The sequence below is a fragment of the Flagellimonas algicida genome (assembly GCF_049629585.1).
Classification (GTDB): domain Bacteria; phylum Bacteroidota; class Bacteroidia; order Flavobacteriales; family Flavobacteriaceae; genus Flagellimonas.
The window spans coordinates 665,887-678,161 of the sequence record NZ_JBMYIX010000002.1 but is presented as its reverse complement, the minus strand read 5'-3'; the positions used below and the strand labels follow the sequence as shown (position 1 = coordinate 678,161).

The window sequence follows — 12,275 nt, the reverse complement described above, 5'->3', positions numbered from 1 at the left end:
GCATGAAAAAAATTTACCATTTGGGCAGCTGCTCAACCTGTAAGCGTATTTTAAAGGAATTGGAACCTCTACAGGGCGTACAGCTCCAAGAAATAAAGTCGGAGCCCATGACCTCCACCCAATTGGAGGAAATGGCGGCCTTATCGGGAAGTTATGAGTCCCTCTTCAGTAAAAGGGCCATGCTCTACCGTGAAAAGGGATTGCATGAAAAGCAACTTTCTGAAGACGATTACAAAAGTCTCATCCTTGAACATTATACCTTTTTAAAAAGACCTGTTGTCCTAGTTGATGGGCAAATCTTTGTTGGTAACTCCAAAAAAGTGGTCCAGGCCGCAAAAGAGGCCCTGCATCCATGAGTAAAAGAACCTTAGCCATTTTAGCCGCCCTAGGGGCTACTGCCATCTATGGCATTAACCATACCTTGGCAAAAGGGGTGATGCCCATGCACGTAAAACCCTTCGGGTTTATTATGTTGCGTGTTGGTGGGGCGGCGATCCTGTTTTGGGCCATCTCTTTTTTTGGCCCCAAGGAGAAAGTTGAAAAAAAAGATTGGGGCCGACTCTTGATCTGTGCCATCTGTGGAATGTCCGTGAACATGCTCTCCTTTTTTAAGGGGCTTCAACTCTCCACGCCTATCAACAGTGCCGTATTGATTACGATCACACCAATTATTGTGGTGGTGCTTTCGTCTCTTTTTTTGAAGGAAAAAATTACCCTCAATAAAAGTTTGGGCATCCTCATGGGATTTATTGGTGCCGTCGGATTGATTCTTTTCGGTGCCGAAATACGTCAGGATGCGCCAAACATTCCTCTCGGGAATTTTCTTTTTATCGTCAATGCCACATTTTATGGAATGTATCTTATCGTGGTAAAGACCCTTATTGAAAAATACCACCCCTTTACCTTGATGAAGTGGCTCTTTTCTTTGGCCTTGATCATCAATATTCCCATTACTTTACCAGAATTTTTGGAAATTGAATGGTCTTCCATGCCTCTTTGGGTCTATGGGTCCATCGCATTTGTGGTGGTGGGCACCACTTTCCTTACCTATCTGTTCAATGTATTTGCATTGACGCAGCTCAAGGCATCCACCGTTGGGGCCTTCATTTATGTGCAACCCCTGATTGGGATATTGTTTGCTTTAACGCTGGGGAAAGATCATTTGTCCTGGATAAAAATCCTCGCCACGGGATTGGTATTGGCAGGGGTATATTTGGCCAGTATGCGTCCTAAGCACACATAGTTATTTGCTGAAACATCCCATTCATCAACTCGTTCGTATCATCCGTCAATCGGAAACCTCCAAACCAAAAGTTTAGACCTTTTTTTGTTATGGATATGAAAAATTGGAACAGTCATGAACTTACTTTTAGGTATTATCGTTGGGGTACTTCTTTTTGCACTATTTCTTTGGATCAATAGAAAGCTTATAGAACTTTATAGGTTGAACCCCCTGTTGGGATTAGGGGGAATTTATTTTGCATTCTACATGGTAACGGAAAAAGCACATCAGCACCTTCCCCAATTTTTAACGACAAAACAAATTGACACTCCTTTTCAACTACAAGGCACATTAGGATTCTTCTTTCACCTAAAAGAGCCTAAAATGTCTCTTCTTGAGTTAATTTTATGTGTTTTTTATATGTGCCTGGTCGGTTATTTCATCTATGCATTCGGAATCAAAAAATCCAAATGGGGGGCACCCTAAAAAAGGCGGTCCCTACCAAAACAAATCAGGACAAAACGAGACTTAAAATAACCAGTTTCTATAAAATCATCCCAAATCTTTGGGCAACTGCACAAACTTTCGGGTGTCCTCTTTGGTCAAGGTCTTGAATCCTTCGGATTTTTCCATTTGGTTGAACGCATCCAGGAATTGTTGGGGCAGCCCTATGAGTTTTCGTTCCTTAAGGTCGATCCAAGCTCCCATCATCTGGCATCGGGCAAAGTTTCTTCCCTTGCTGTCATAAAAATCGTGATGGAACTCAAAGAACATCCCATCTTCACTCATCCCTTCAAAGCCCAATGAAACCTTTACGGGTTTTCCAGCAAACACCTCCTTAAAATAGTACATGTGCTCGTAAAAGACCACCGGACCTATATTGTGCTCGGCCATCCCTTTTTGGTCAAATCCCAATTGGCCCAAGTAAGCCATCCGGGTATGGCTCATAAAATTGATGTAGGCTGAATTGGCCAAATGCCGGTTGGCATCCAAATCGCTCCATCTAATATCAAATTCCTTAAAAAACATAGTGGGTTATTTTGTTATGCATGCATAATAATTGTAAAATTACCATAGTTTTCAGAACTGAGTCCCATAAAGTGCGATTATAAATCCTATTTTTAAACATAGTTTAACACAAACCTCATGAGTGAAAAAGCCGAATTTATCAAAGATCTTTCCTTACCCGTTATAGCCGCCCCCATGTTTCTAATCTCCGGTCCCAAATTGGTGGTGGAATGTTGCAAAAACGGTATTGTGGGAACCTTCCCGGCCCTTAACCAACGTACCAGTGAAGGTTTTGAGGAATGGCTCATCCAGATAAAATCGGAACTCGAACAATTTGAGAAAGAAACGGGCAAAAAGCCGGCCCCTTTTGGGGTGAACCTTATTGTGCATCCCACCAACCCAAGATTGGAGGCCGATGTAAAACTCTGTATGAAACACAAAGTCCCTTTGGTCATCACCTCCTTGGGTGCCGTGAGCCAAGTGGTCAATGCCATTCATAGTTATGGTGGTTTGGTGTTTCATGACATCATTAAAAAACGACATGCCGAAAAAGCGGCCGAGGCGGGTGTGGACGGACTTATTTTGGTCTCCGCCGGAGCAGGGGGACATGCAGGGAACATCAACCCCATGAGTTTGGTACACGAAGTCAAGAAGTTTTTCCACAAGACCATCATCCTCTCAGGTTGCATCAGTACGGGAAGGGATATCGCCACGGCCCTGCAAATGGGGGCCGATCTGGCCTATATGGGTACCCGTTTTATCAATGCTGAGGAGAGCAAGGCTCCCGAGGACTATCGGAAAATGATCATTGAAGCCGGTGCCAGTGATGTTGTTTACACCGCTGCCATTTCCGGGGTACATGCCAATTTTTTGGCAGCAAGCCTAAAGGCTGCCGGGATTTCGGAGGAAGATTTGAAAAAAGACCGAAAGATAGATTTTGGCAAGGAACTGAACACCGAGGCCAAGGCCTGGAAGACCATCTGGTCCGCAGGACAAGGGGTTACTTCTATTGATGACATACTACCTGTTTCGCAACTGGTGAAAAATTTAAAGCAGGAATTCAAAGAATCCATTGAAGCGCAATACCGGTTATTGGATACCTTTCCAAAGGAATGACCCCAGTAACTTTTCTTTTGTATTTTGGTAAGGCATAACCAACAATGACACTACCATGTACATCAAAAGAAACATCAGCTGGCATATCATTTTACTTTACGCTTGGAAAAATCTCATTTTCTTCATCTTATATGCTGGTATCATTTTTTATCTATATCATGCTTTGGGGTGGACCCATATTGATATTCCTTTTCAACCCCTATCGGTAATCGGTATTGCCGTTGCTTTCTACATTGGGTTTAAGAACAGTCAAAGTTATGATCGCTTCTGGGAAGGCAGGAAGATTTGGGGCGGTATTGTTAATTACTCCCGCACTTGGGCCAACAATGTGCTGAACTTGGTGGAGAATGACCGAAAAGCACAGGTTACCCTGATTTACAGACATATTGCTTGGATCAATGCACTGCGCATCCAATTGCGGCAGCCCAATAGTTTTTCATTAAGGGAAAACAGGGTCCTTGAACGCATTTTTGACAGACACGGGGAAAGGAACCCGGCTTGCGATGCAGCAGAACAGTTTTTGTCCATAGAGGAATTGACAGATTTAGAAAGTCGGAAGAATGTGGCCACACACCTCATTAAAAATCAAGGAAAACAATTAAAGCAGCTTTTAAAAGAGGGAAAAATAACAGAGTTCGACAAGCAAATCTTTCATCATGATTTGGAGGAAATGTACAACCTCCAAGGAATGTGCGAGCGCATCAAAAACACACCGTTCCCTAGGCAATATGCCTATTTTAGCACGGTCTTCACTTGGATATTTATCCTTTTATTGCCTTTCGGACTCCTCAACGTTTTTGAGACTCAGCTCCTAAGCGTGGATACGGCCCTTAACTGGTGGTATCTTGGACTTATGGTCTTCTTTTCGGTATTGATTTCCTGGATGTTCACCACCATGGAAAAGGTGGGCAGTAATAGTGAAGATCCCTTTGAGGGGCGTATCAATGATGTTCCCATGACCGCCTTGTGTCGCACCATAGAAATAGACCTTAAGGACATGTTGGATGAACAAGATCTTCCTGGGAAAGTAGAACCCCAACAAAATATTTTGTACTAATGTCCCAAGTTCCCGCCCACTATTCCCCTCCCATATTCTTCAAGAGCGGGCATTTGTCCACCATTTATTGCGGTCTTGTCCGTAAGGTGGATGGTGTGGTCCAAAAAAGGGAGCGAATCCGCTTATCGGACGGTGATTTTTTAGATCTGGATTGGAGCGATTCCAACACCCCAACAAGAAAATTGGTCATCCTGTTACATGGCCTCGAAGGCGATGGGCAACGCCCCTATATTACCGGTAGCGCCAAGCTGTTCAACCAAAACGGGTTCGATGCCTGTGCCGTGAATTTCAGAGGGTGTAGTGGCGAACCCAATACGTTGTTTCGTTCCTATCATTCAGGGGCTACCGAAGATCTGGAGGAAGTGATCACTCATATCCTCAACACCTATTCCTACTCGGAAATCTATCTGAATGGATTTAGTCTGGGCGGTAATCTTTTGCTCAAATATTTAGGTGAACGCAATACAGTTCCGAAAGAAATCAAGGGAGCGGTGGCCATATCTGTCCCCTGTAACCTGCGGAGTTCCTGCGAACAATTGCTTACCCCAAAGAACATACTATATGCCCAGCGTTTCAAAAAGCATTTGATTGCCAAACTCAGACAGAAACAACCCCTTTTCCCTGAACGTATCACGGATTCCGATATCAAAAACATTAAGACCCTTAAGGATTTTGACGACATCTACACCAGTAGGGCGCACCATTTTAAGGATGCGTTGGATTACTATACCCAATGCAGTTCGCTTCAATTTCTGCCAAATATTACGGTTCCCAGTCTCATCATCAACGCAAAAAATGATTCATTTTTAGGAGAGGAATGTTATCCTATTTTCGAGGCGGGGCAAAATGAGAACCTGTTCTTGGAAATCCCAAAATATGGAGGACATGTAGGTTTCTGGGGTAAGAATAATTGTACATATACTGAAAAAAGAAGCTTGGATTTTTTCAATTCCCACTAGATAAATCACATTCTTGGGAAAGATTGTAGCGGTAACTCCAAAAACCCATAAAAATTAGACCTTAAATGCCTATCTTAGTAGCTGCATTTACACAAACTACAATTACGTTCAGAATGAAAAAAATACTTGTATTTCTAGCATTGGGGGCCTTCGTGGCAAGCTGCGGTGGTAAAAAGGAAGAAAAAAAGGATGGTTTTGAAGTAAGCAGGACCAAAACTGAAGAGAAAAAAGTACAAGCCAGTGAAGGGGTTCCAATTGATATGGACAACAAAGGGGTTGGGCCAATAAAAAATGTTGATTTCGCAGCCGAGATCAACCAAGAAATGGCCGAACGAGGAAAAGCCACGTTCGAATCCATTTGTGTTGCCTGCCATATGGTCGATCAAAAGATGATCGGTCCGGCCATGAAAGGCATCTATGATCGTAGAAGCCCTGAGTGGGTCATGAACATGATCTTGAATCCTGATGGAATGCTTAAGGAAGATCCTATTGCCAAGGCCTTGCTCAAGGAAAACAACAATGCCATCATGCTCAATCAAAACCTTACGGAAGAAGAGGCAAGGGACGTTGCAGAATATCTTAGGACTCTGTAAGTACCCAACATACATCTTTGAAATGCTGTTGTTTTATTCCTAAGACAACAGCATTTTTGTTTTTATACCAAACTATGGATTCAGCATCAAATAAAAATAATGCAATAGCCTTTTATAAAATGGCGTATGAAGGAAACCCTAGGGCAGCCGTCCAAAAATATGTGGGGGATGTTTATATTCAACATAACCCAGATGTGGCCGATGGCATAGAAGGCTTTATTTCTTATTTTGAGAGAATGCAAAAGGAATACCCCCATAAATCCATCGAATTTGTACGATGTATTTCAGAAGGAAATTTGGTTGCCCTGCACACCCATCAAATCTGGCCAGACAATGATGAGTATGTCACCATGGATTTTTTCCGTTTTGATGAAAAAGGTAAAATATGCGAACATTGGGATGCCATCCAACAAATCCCAAAAAAATCTGCCCACACCAATAAAATGTATTGATCATGAAAAAAAACGTCTCATTTTTAATTCTAGGTATCTTTTTCTTCACCGCCGGCCTTGCCCAAAATCTAAATGGGGCATGGCAGACCACCCTCACCAACGATGATGGTGTTGAGGTGCAATATGTGGCCATTATTACCCATGGCTTTTTTTCTGAAGCTTTCTTTGAAAAAGAGAATGGAAAGTTCTTGGGCACCAAGGGAGGTCAATTTTCTTCCAACGATGACACGCTGACCTATACCTTGGAATTTGCCTCTTTTGACCCGCAGATGGTCGGTTCAACAAATTCGTTTCCCTACACCTACAAAGATGGAAAGCTTTATGTTGGGGAAAAAATCTGGAGCCGTGTGGATGACGGCACCCCCGGTGATCTACAGGGAGCATGGCTGATTTCGGGCCGTAAGCAGGATGGAGAAATTACTAAACGTGATACCTCAGGACCCAGAAAGACCATGAAAATTTTATCCGGCACCCGATTTCAATGGATTGCCTATAACACAGAGACCAAAGCTTTTATGGGAACCGGAGGGGGCACCTATACCACTGTTGATGGCAAATACACTGAAAATATCGGGTTTTTCTCTAGGGACGACTCACGCGTAGGGGCCAGTTTAGGTTTCGATTATGAGCTGAAGGATGGAGATTGGCATCACTCCGGGTTGAGCAGTAAAGGGCAGCCCATCTATGAAATTTGGAGTATCCGAAAAGAGTAAGAGTGCTTCTTATCATTTAATTAACCCTAGGGTTAGGGGTATTTAAGGCATTTTTTTAGTATTTTTCTTTGCATTAACCATTAATTTCCCACAAATGAAACGCTCAAGTATTCTTTGTTCCCTTGTTTTGATTTTAACCATTTCCTGTAATCCAAAATCGGATGCTCCCGCTGAATTGTTCGGTTCCACATGGGAATTGGAGTACATATCCGGCCCCCGTATTGCCTTTGACGGACTCTTTCCCAACAAAAAACCGCAGATCAGCTTTGATCAAGAATCTGGCAAGGTCTTAGGAAACGATAGCTGTAATGGCTATTCGGCAGAATATACTTTGGACGGGAATACCATTTCCTTTGGGGAACCCGGACCTACTACCATGATGTTCTGCGGTGGTGGTGAAAGACAATTTCTAACTATGATGCAAAAAATAGATGGGTTTGCCTTGGAGGAAGGAAAACTCAATTTATTGATCGGTGAAGTTCCCATGATGCGTTTTACAAAAGTTGAGCCATGAAAAAAATAATGATATCACTTTGTTTTGCACTGCTCCTTTCCAGCTGTGTGGAGAAGAAAAAAGAGGACAACACCAATAAGGAGGAAGTCACACAGGAAGATACCCTGCAAATAAAGACCGTTGAACCCGTTGCCATAAAAATGGACGATAGCTATTTCAAAGCCACTGGTACGGAACCCTTTTGGGGCCTTAAGGTAAAAGAGAACCGAGTGGAACTGAACATGATGGAGGATACCATCATCACACCGCATACCACGCCCATTAAGGCCCAAGATGCCAACATAAGTATGTACCGCATACAAACCGAGGCCGTTTCCATGGATGTGATCATTGCCCATAAGGAATGTACCAATGCCATGTCCGGTGAAAAATCGCCCTATACCGTCACCATTGCCTATAAATATACGGGCGAAGAGGAAACCCATGCCCTTGAGGGTTGTGGTTCCTATATTACGGACTATCGACTTCATGATATTTGGGTTTTGGAAGAAATGGATGGACAAGCTGTAACCAAAGATGACTTTAACGGAAGGGATGTTCCCAATATGGAAATCGACATTAAAACCAATCGCTTTTCGGGCTTTGCCGGGTGCAATAGGATGACCGGAGGGCTTTTCTTTGAAAAAGATCTGCTCCGATTTACCAATGCGGCCTCCACCAAAATGGCCTGCCCTAATATGGAGGCGGAGTCTACCTTCCTCAAAAACCTTCAAAGCGGTACTACCTACAAGATTGAAAACAATCGATTATATCTGTCCAATGGCAGCCAAGAAAATCTTCTCATTTTCAAAAAAATCGACTGAACATGAAAAAAATAGCATATATATTTCTTACCGCTATTTTGGTTTTTGGCTGTAAAACCAAAACGGAAAAAGAAAACAGCAATGGTCAGCCAGAGATCACTACGGTTGTTGAAGAGAAGCCAGCTCCATCTTTGGAAATAGGATGTTATATCTATGATGCCAACGGAAACCGCATTGTTTTTGAAATTACCGATGTCTCCACAACCGTACTTGGCAATCTCAGCTATGCCTTAAAGGAAAAAGATGGTAACAAGGGAACCTTTGCCGGTGTCATGAACGACAGCGTCCTTTTGGGCAAGTATACCTTTATATCAGAAGGAAAGGAAAGCACCCGTGAAATGGCTTTTTTGGTAGAGGATGCCCAACTCATTGAGGGGTTTGGCGAACTGGACAGTACCGGCACAGCTTTCAAGGATGTTGCTGTTCTTAGTTTCAGCTCATCCATGCCCTTGAGCAAAACAGAGTGCGACCTTGAGCCCTAAAATATCCTGATTCCCTTCTGCAAAATGTCACTTTTCCAAATTTGATGATAGGCTATTAATTTCTACACTATGAAAAACCTTTCTTTTGCCCAATTCGTTGGTTTTACCTTCTTTTTTATTTTCGCATTGAAACTACAAGCCCAAGACATGGAACTACCGTACCATCAAATTCCCGATCATGCCAAAACCTACAGCGCCGGCAATATTGTGTCACGAATGATCGATGGTTTAGGCTATCGCTATTATTGGGCCACAGAGGGTTTGACCGAAAAAGACCTGCAATACAAACCTTCGGCAGATGGACGCAGCCTCATGGAAACCATGGAACACATCTATACCATGTCCAACAATATTGTGTTGGCCCCAGATGCAAAGCCTTATGAAAGGCCCAAGGCCCCACTTAACTATTCTTATGAAGAGCTTCGTGAACTCACCCTTAAAAACCTACAACTGGCAAGCCGCAAGGTGTTGGGCAAAAACTCAGAAGACATGGAAGATTTTAAGGTGATCTTTAAACAAGGTGATAAACAATCCGAATTCCCATATTGGAACATGATCAACGGGATGCTTTCCGATTGCATTTACCATACCGGCCAAATTGTACTGATGCGAAGGGCCAGTGGAAATCCCCAAAATCCCAATGTGAATGTATTTCTAGGGAAAACCAAGGAATAAATCCCTATTTATCCACCACAACCTTATAGGTTGGGTCTTCCAGCACATTTACCTCGATAATATCATCGGCGTTGGCCAATAATCTTCTACAGTCCCGGCTCAGGTGTTTCAAGTGAAGTTTCTTTCCCACCTTGTTGTAGCGTTCGGTGATTTTGTTCACTGCCTCAATGGCGGACATATCCACCAAACGGCTTTCGGCAAAATCAATGACCACCTCATCAGGGTCATTGAGCACATCAAACTTTTCGGCAAACAAGGTGGTGCTCCCAAAGAAAAGAGGGCCATAAATTTCATAGTGCTTCACTCCTTCTTCATCTATATACTTTCTGGCACGGATGCGCTTTGCATTGTCCCAAGCAAACACCAAGGCCGAAATAATGACGCCTACCAAAACGGCCAACGCTAAATTGTGTAGGAAGATGGTCACCAATGTTACCAGTACCATGACCAACACATCGGATTTTGGCATACGGCGGAAGGTTTTTAAGCTCGCCCATTCAAAAGTTCCCAATGCCACCATGATCATAAGCCCCGTCAATGCGGCCATAGGGACTTTTTCAATGAGGCTTGAGCCGAACATGATGAACACCAATAACATCAAGGCAGCAACTATCCCGGATAACCTTGCCCTGGCACCATTGGAGGTATTGATCAAACTCTGCCCGATCATGGCACAACCACCCATTCCGGAAAAGAAGCCGGAAAGAATGTTTGCCGTACCTTGGGCCACGGCCTCTTTGTTGCCCCTACCACGCGTTTCGGTAATTTCATCCACAATATTCAAGGTAAGGAGGCTCTCAATCAACCCTACCCCTGCCACAATAGCCGCATAGGGAAATATGATCTGCAAGGTTTCCAACGTAAAGGGCAGATCAGGAATATGAAAAGGAGGAAAGGTTCCTTCAATGGAGGCAATATCCCCAATGGTACGGGTATCCAGACCCAAGAAAAACACAATGCCGAACACCAAAAGAATCGCTGCCAGGGACGCAGGAACCGCCTTGGTCAATTTGGGAAGTCCCCAAATAACCAACATGGTCAACAGTACCAATCCAAGAAAAATGAACAAGGTGCTCCCGGTCAGCCATTCGCCATCCACAGTTTTAAACTGACTCATTTGCGACATAAAAATGATGACGGCCAAGCCATTCACAAACCCAAAGATTACGGGATGGGGCACCAAACGCATCAATTTACCCAACCGGAGCAATCCGGCGGTCATTTGTAAAATTCCCGCAAGGACCACCGTTGCAAAAACGTATTCAACCCCATATTGTTTGGCCAAGCTCACAATAACCACGGCAACGGCACCTGTTGCACCGGAGATCATACCTGGTCTACCTCCCAAAATGGAAGTGACCAAGCCCATTACAAATGCGGCATATAATCCGGTCAATGGTGATAATCCTGCAATAAAGGCAAAGGCAATGGCTTCGGGCACCAAGGCAAGAGCAACGGTCAAGCCCGATAAAATTTCCGTGCGATAGTTTACTTTTTGGGAAAAATCAAAAAGGTTGAGATACTTTTTCATGGCTTCTTTCTTGAAGCGGGCAAAAGTAGTGTTATTAAACGCAAGACCCTAATAAGCTCCTTATTTTTAAGGATTTGATGATTTCTTGTTGGTCCGCCTTAAGACCTTTTCAGTCAATGGGTCTAATTTTGCAGTATCTTTTTTGGTCTGTTGACATTTCTCACACATTTTAGACTTCTAACCTTAATGTGATAGCTGTGGGAATAGCAGATATTTGAGCTATCTTGTTTTTCTTAAGAACCATGAAAACCAACCTTAAATTTATATCGATGAAACGATGGTCCATAGGAGCGGCTTTGGCAGCCGTACTATTTTTTGGGTGTAAGCCACAAGAACCCGCGGTACATACGTCGAGAGACACGATAATCTTTACTGAAATCCGAACCGATACGCTGTATAACAGCAAACAGGTCATCAATATTTTGGAGATTCCCGATCAGATGTTCAAGGACTATGAACTTCAAATGGCCTATGTGAAGAAAGGTCTTGAAAACACCAGTGTCCTTGCACAAAGGGCCAACGCCAAAGCAGCCATAAACGGTGGGTTTTTTAATGTTGATGAAGGAGGTTCGGTCACCTATTCCGAACGGAATGACAGCATAGTGAGTTTGACCTGCCCACCAGATGTTAAGTGGTGCATGCCAGAAGCCATGATCAATGGCGCCATTGTATTTACCAAGGATAATCAATTGATCGTTGAGCCTTTCAAATCGGAAACGTATTACCAAAACTCCAATAAGGAGGCCTTTGTGCTAAGATCTGGCCCTTTTTTGATAAAGGACTCGAAAAAATATATCCCAGAAAGTCCGTTTTCCGAAAAGCGCCATCCGAGAAGCTGTCTGGGCAAAACAAAAAACTCGGTTTTGTTGATTGCCATTAATGGACGGTCCGAAGAGGCCGATGGAATGAACTTTACCGAAGTCCAAGATTTCCTGTTGCAACTTGGGTGCACAGATGCCATAAACCTTGACGGTGGTGGCTCAACCACACTCTGGAGCAAAGAAAAGGGAATTGTGAACCATCCCACGGACAAAACGGGGGAACGACCTGTGGCAAATGCCTTGTTACTGGTGACAAAAAAATAAAAAAACCGCCCCTAGTTTACTACGCTAGAGGCGGTCCTTAACTAAATAACCAACCAAAAAACTTT

At 43.4% G+C, this 12,275-nt stretch carries 16 protein-coding genes; 14 read left to right on the top strand and 2 right to left on the bottom strand.

Annotated features, from left to right (window positions below; all coding sequences use genetic code 11):
• Window positions 1-2: 2 nt before the first annotated feature.
• From ACPD8L_RS11910 to ACPD8L_RS11900, 3 genes are all read left to right on the top strand, one after another.
• Complete coding sequence (locus ACPD8L_RS11910; RefSeq protein ID WP_423943517.1) at window positions 3-356, top strand: arsenate reductase family protein; 354 nt, start codon at window positions 3-5, stop codon at window positions 354-356.
• Window positions 353-1,243, top strand: coding sequence for a DMT family transporter (locus ACPD8L_RS11905; protein WP_423943515.1), 891 nt, complete (start codon window positions 353-355; stop codon window positions 1,241-1,243). Before ACPD8L_RS11910 ends, ACPD8L_RS11905 begins: the two co-directional genes overlap by 4 nt.
• Window positions 1,244-1,357: 114 nt before the next feature.
• Window positions 1,358-1,708, top strand: a complete 351-nt coding sequence (locus ACPD8L_RS11900) for a hypothetical protein (RefSeq protein WP_423943513.1) — start codon at window positions 1,358-1,360, stop codon at window positions 1,706-1,708.
• Window positions 1,709-1,774: 66 nt separating this feature from the next.
• Here ACPD8L_RS11900 and ACPD8L_RS11895 read toward each other — a convergent pair whose 3' ends face one another.
• Window positions 1,775-2,251, bottom strand: a complete 477-nt coding sequence (locus ACPD8L_RS11895; protein WP_423943512.1) for an acyl-CoA thioesterase — start codon at window positions 2,249-2,251, stop codon at window positions 1,775-1,777.
• Between the two features lie 117 nt (window positions 2,252-2,368).
• Here ACPD8L_RS11895 and ACPD8L_RS11890 point away from each other — a divergent pair, with 117 nt between their 5' ends.
• The 10 genes from ACPD8L_RS11890 (at window position 2,369) to ACPD8L_RS11845 (ending at window position 9,594) form a co-directional block, all read left to right on the top strand.
• The gene (locus tag ACPD8L_RS11890; protein WP_423943511.1) at window positions 2,369-3,346 is read left to right on the top strand and encodes an NAD(P)H-dependent flavin oxidoreductase; all 978 of its coding nucleotides are present in this window, start codon (window positions 2,369-2,371) and stop codon (window positions 3,344-3,346) included.
• Between the two features lie 55 nt (window positions 3,347-3,401).
• Complete coding sequence (locus tag ACPD8L_RS11885) at window positions 3,402-4,403, top strand: bestrophin family protein (protein ID WP_423943509.1); 1,002 nt, start codon at window positions 3,402-3,404, stop codon at window positions 4,401-4,403.
• A complete protein-coding gene (locus ACPD8L_RS11880; protein WP_423943508.1) occupies window positions 4,403-5,362 on the top strand; it encodes a YheT family hydrolase in 960 nt (319 codons plus the stop codon). Before ACPD8L_RS11885 ends, ACPD8L_RS11880 begins: the two co-directional genes overlap by 1 nt.
• A 113-nt stretch (window positions 5,363-5,475) precedes the next feature.
• Window positions 5,476-5,955 (top strand): c-type cytochrome, encoded by a 480-nt coding sequence (locus ACPD8L_RS11875; RefSeq protein ID WP_421810301.1) that lies wholly within the window; start codon window positions 5,476-5,478, stop codon window positions 5,953-5,955.
• Between the two features lie 74 nt (window positions 5,956-6,029).
• On the top strand, window positions 6,030-6,407 hold the full coding sequence (locus ACPD8L_RS11870) for a nuclear transport factor 2 family protein (RefSeq protein WP_423943506.1): 378 nt from the start codon (window positions 6,030-6,032) through the stop codon (window positions 6,405-6,407).
• Window positions 6,408-6,409: 2 nt separating this feature from the next.
• A complete protein-coding gene (locus tag ACPD8L_RS11865) occupies window positions 6,410-7,120 on the top strand; it encodes a membrane or secreted protein (RefSeq protein WP_423943504.1) in 711 nt (236 codons plus the stop codon).
• A gap of 94 nt (window positions 7,121-7,214) precedes the next feature.
• On the top strand, window positions 7,215-7,634 hold the full coding sequence (locus ACPD8L_RS11860) for an META domain-containing protein (protein ID WP_423943502.1): 420 nt from the start codon (window positions 7,215-7,217) through the stop codon (window positions 7,632-7,634).
• The gene (locus tag ACPD8L_RS11855; protein ID WP_423943501.1) at window positions 7,631-8,437 is read left to right on the top strand and encodes an META domain-containing protein; all 807 of its coding nucleotides are present in this window, start codon (window positions 7,631-7,633) and stop codon (window positions 8,435-8,437) included. The genes ACPD8L_RS11860 and ACPD8L_RS11855 overlap by 4 nt, the downstream gene beginning before the upstream one ends.
• Window positions 8,438-8,439: 2 nt before the next feature.
• Entirely contained in the window at window positions 8,440-8,919 is a 480-nt protein-coding gene (locus ACPD8L_RS11850) for a hypothetical protein (protein ID WP_423943499.1), read from the top strand.
• 69 nt (window positions 8,920-8,988) lie between these two features.
• Complete coding sequence (locus tag ACPD8L_RS11845; RefSeq protein WP_423943498.1) at window positions 8,989-9,594, top strand: DinB family protein; 606 nt, start codon at window positions 8,989-8,991, stop codon at window positions 9,592-9,594.
• A gap of 4 nt (window positions 9,595-9,598) precedes the next feature.
• Here ACPD8L_RS11845 and ACPD8L_RS11840 read toward each other — a convergent pair whose 3' ends face one another.
• Window positions 9,599-11,125: a SulP family inorganic anion transporter gene (locus tag ACPD8L_RS11840; RefSeq protein ID WP_116216479.1), complete on the bottom strand. Its 1,527-nt coding sequence runs from the start codon at window positions 11,123-11,125 to the stop codon at window positions 9,599-9,601.
• A 269-nt stretch (window positions 11,126-11,394) separates the two neighbouring features.
• Between ACPD8L_RS11840 and ACPD8L_RS11835 the strand changes: the two genes are divergently transcribed.
• Complete coding sequence (locus tag ACPD8L_RS11835; RefSeq protein WP_423943496.1) at window positions 11,395-12,210, top strand: phosphodiester glycosidase family protein; 816 nt, start codon at window positions 11,395-11,397, stop codon at window positions 12,208-12,210.
• Window positions 12,211-12,275: the final 65 nt, after the last annotated feature.

Excerpts from the sequence above, each read along its gene's own strand:
- ACPD8L_RS11850 (WP_423943499.1), top strand. The coding sequence starts at position 8,440 with ATGAAAAAAATAGCATATATATTTCTTACCGCTATTTTGGTTTTTGGC.
- ACPD8L_RS11845 (WP_423943498.1), top strand. The coding sequence starts at position 8,989 with ATGAAAAACCTTTCTTTTGCCCAATTCGTTGGTTTTACCTTCTTTTTT.
- ACPD8L_RS11860 (WP_423943502.1), top strand. The coding sequence starts at position 7,215 with ATGAAACGCTCAAGTATTCTTTGTTCCCTTGTTTTGATTTTAACCATT.
- ACPD8L_RS11905 (WP_423943515.1), top strand. The coding sequence starts at position 353 with ATGAGTAAAAGAACCTTAGCCATTTTAGCCGCCCTAGGGGCTACTGCC.
- ACPD8L_RS11855 (WP_423943501.1), top strand. The coding sequence starts at position 7,631 with ATGAAAAAAATAATGATATCACTTTGTTTTGCACTGCTCCTTTCCAGC.
- ACPD8L_RS11840 (WP_116216479.1), bottom strand. The coding sequence starts at position 11,125 with ATGAAAAAGTATCTCAACCTTTTTGATTTTTCCCAAAAAGTAAACTAT.
- ACPD8L_RS11865 (WP_423943504.1), top strand. The coding sequence starts at position 6,410 with ATGAAAAAAAACGTCTCATTTTTAATTCTAGGTATCTTTTTCTTCACC.
- ACPD8L_RS11890 (WP_423943511.1), top strand. The coding sequence starts at position 2,369 with ATGAGTGAAAAAGCCGAATTTATCAAAGATCTTTCCTTACCCGTTATA.
- ACPD8L_RS11875 (WP_421810301.1), top strand. The coding sequence starts at position 5,476 with ATGAAAAAAATACTTGTATTTCTAGCATTGGGGGCCTTCGTGGCAAGC.
- ACPD8L_RS11880 (WP_423943508.1), top strand. The coding sequence starts at position 4,403 with ATGTCCCAAGTTCCCGCCCACTATTCCCCTCCCATATTCTTCAAGAGC.
- ACPD8L_RS11900 (WP_423943513.1), top strand. The coding sequence starts at position 1,358 with ATGAACTTACTTTTAGGTATTATCGTTGGGGTACTTCTTTTTGCACTA.
- ACPD8L_RS11910 (WP_423943517.1), top strand. The coding sequence starts at position 3 with ATGAAAAAAATTTACCATTTGGGCAGCTGCTCAACCTGTAAGCGTATT.
- ACPD8L_RS11870 (WP_423943506.1), top strand. The coding sequence starts at position 6,030 with ATGGATTCAGCATCAAATAAAAATAATGCAATAGCCTTTTATAAAATG.
- ACPD8L_RS11895 (WP_423943512.1), bottom strand. The coding sequence starts at position 2,251 with ATGTTTTTTAAGGAATTTGATATTAGATGGAGCGATTTGGATGCCAAC.
- ACPD8L_RS11835 (WP_423943496.1), top strand. The coding sequence starts at position 11,395 with ATGAAACGATGGTCCATAGGAGCGGCTTTGGCAGCCGTACTATTTTTT.
- ACPD8L_RS11885 (WP_423943509.1), top strand. The coding sequence starts at position 3,402 with ATGTACATCAAAAGAAACATCAGCTGGCATATCATTTTACTTTACGCT.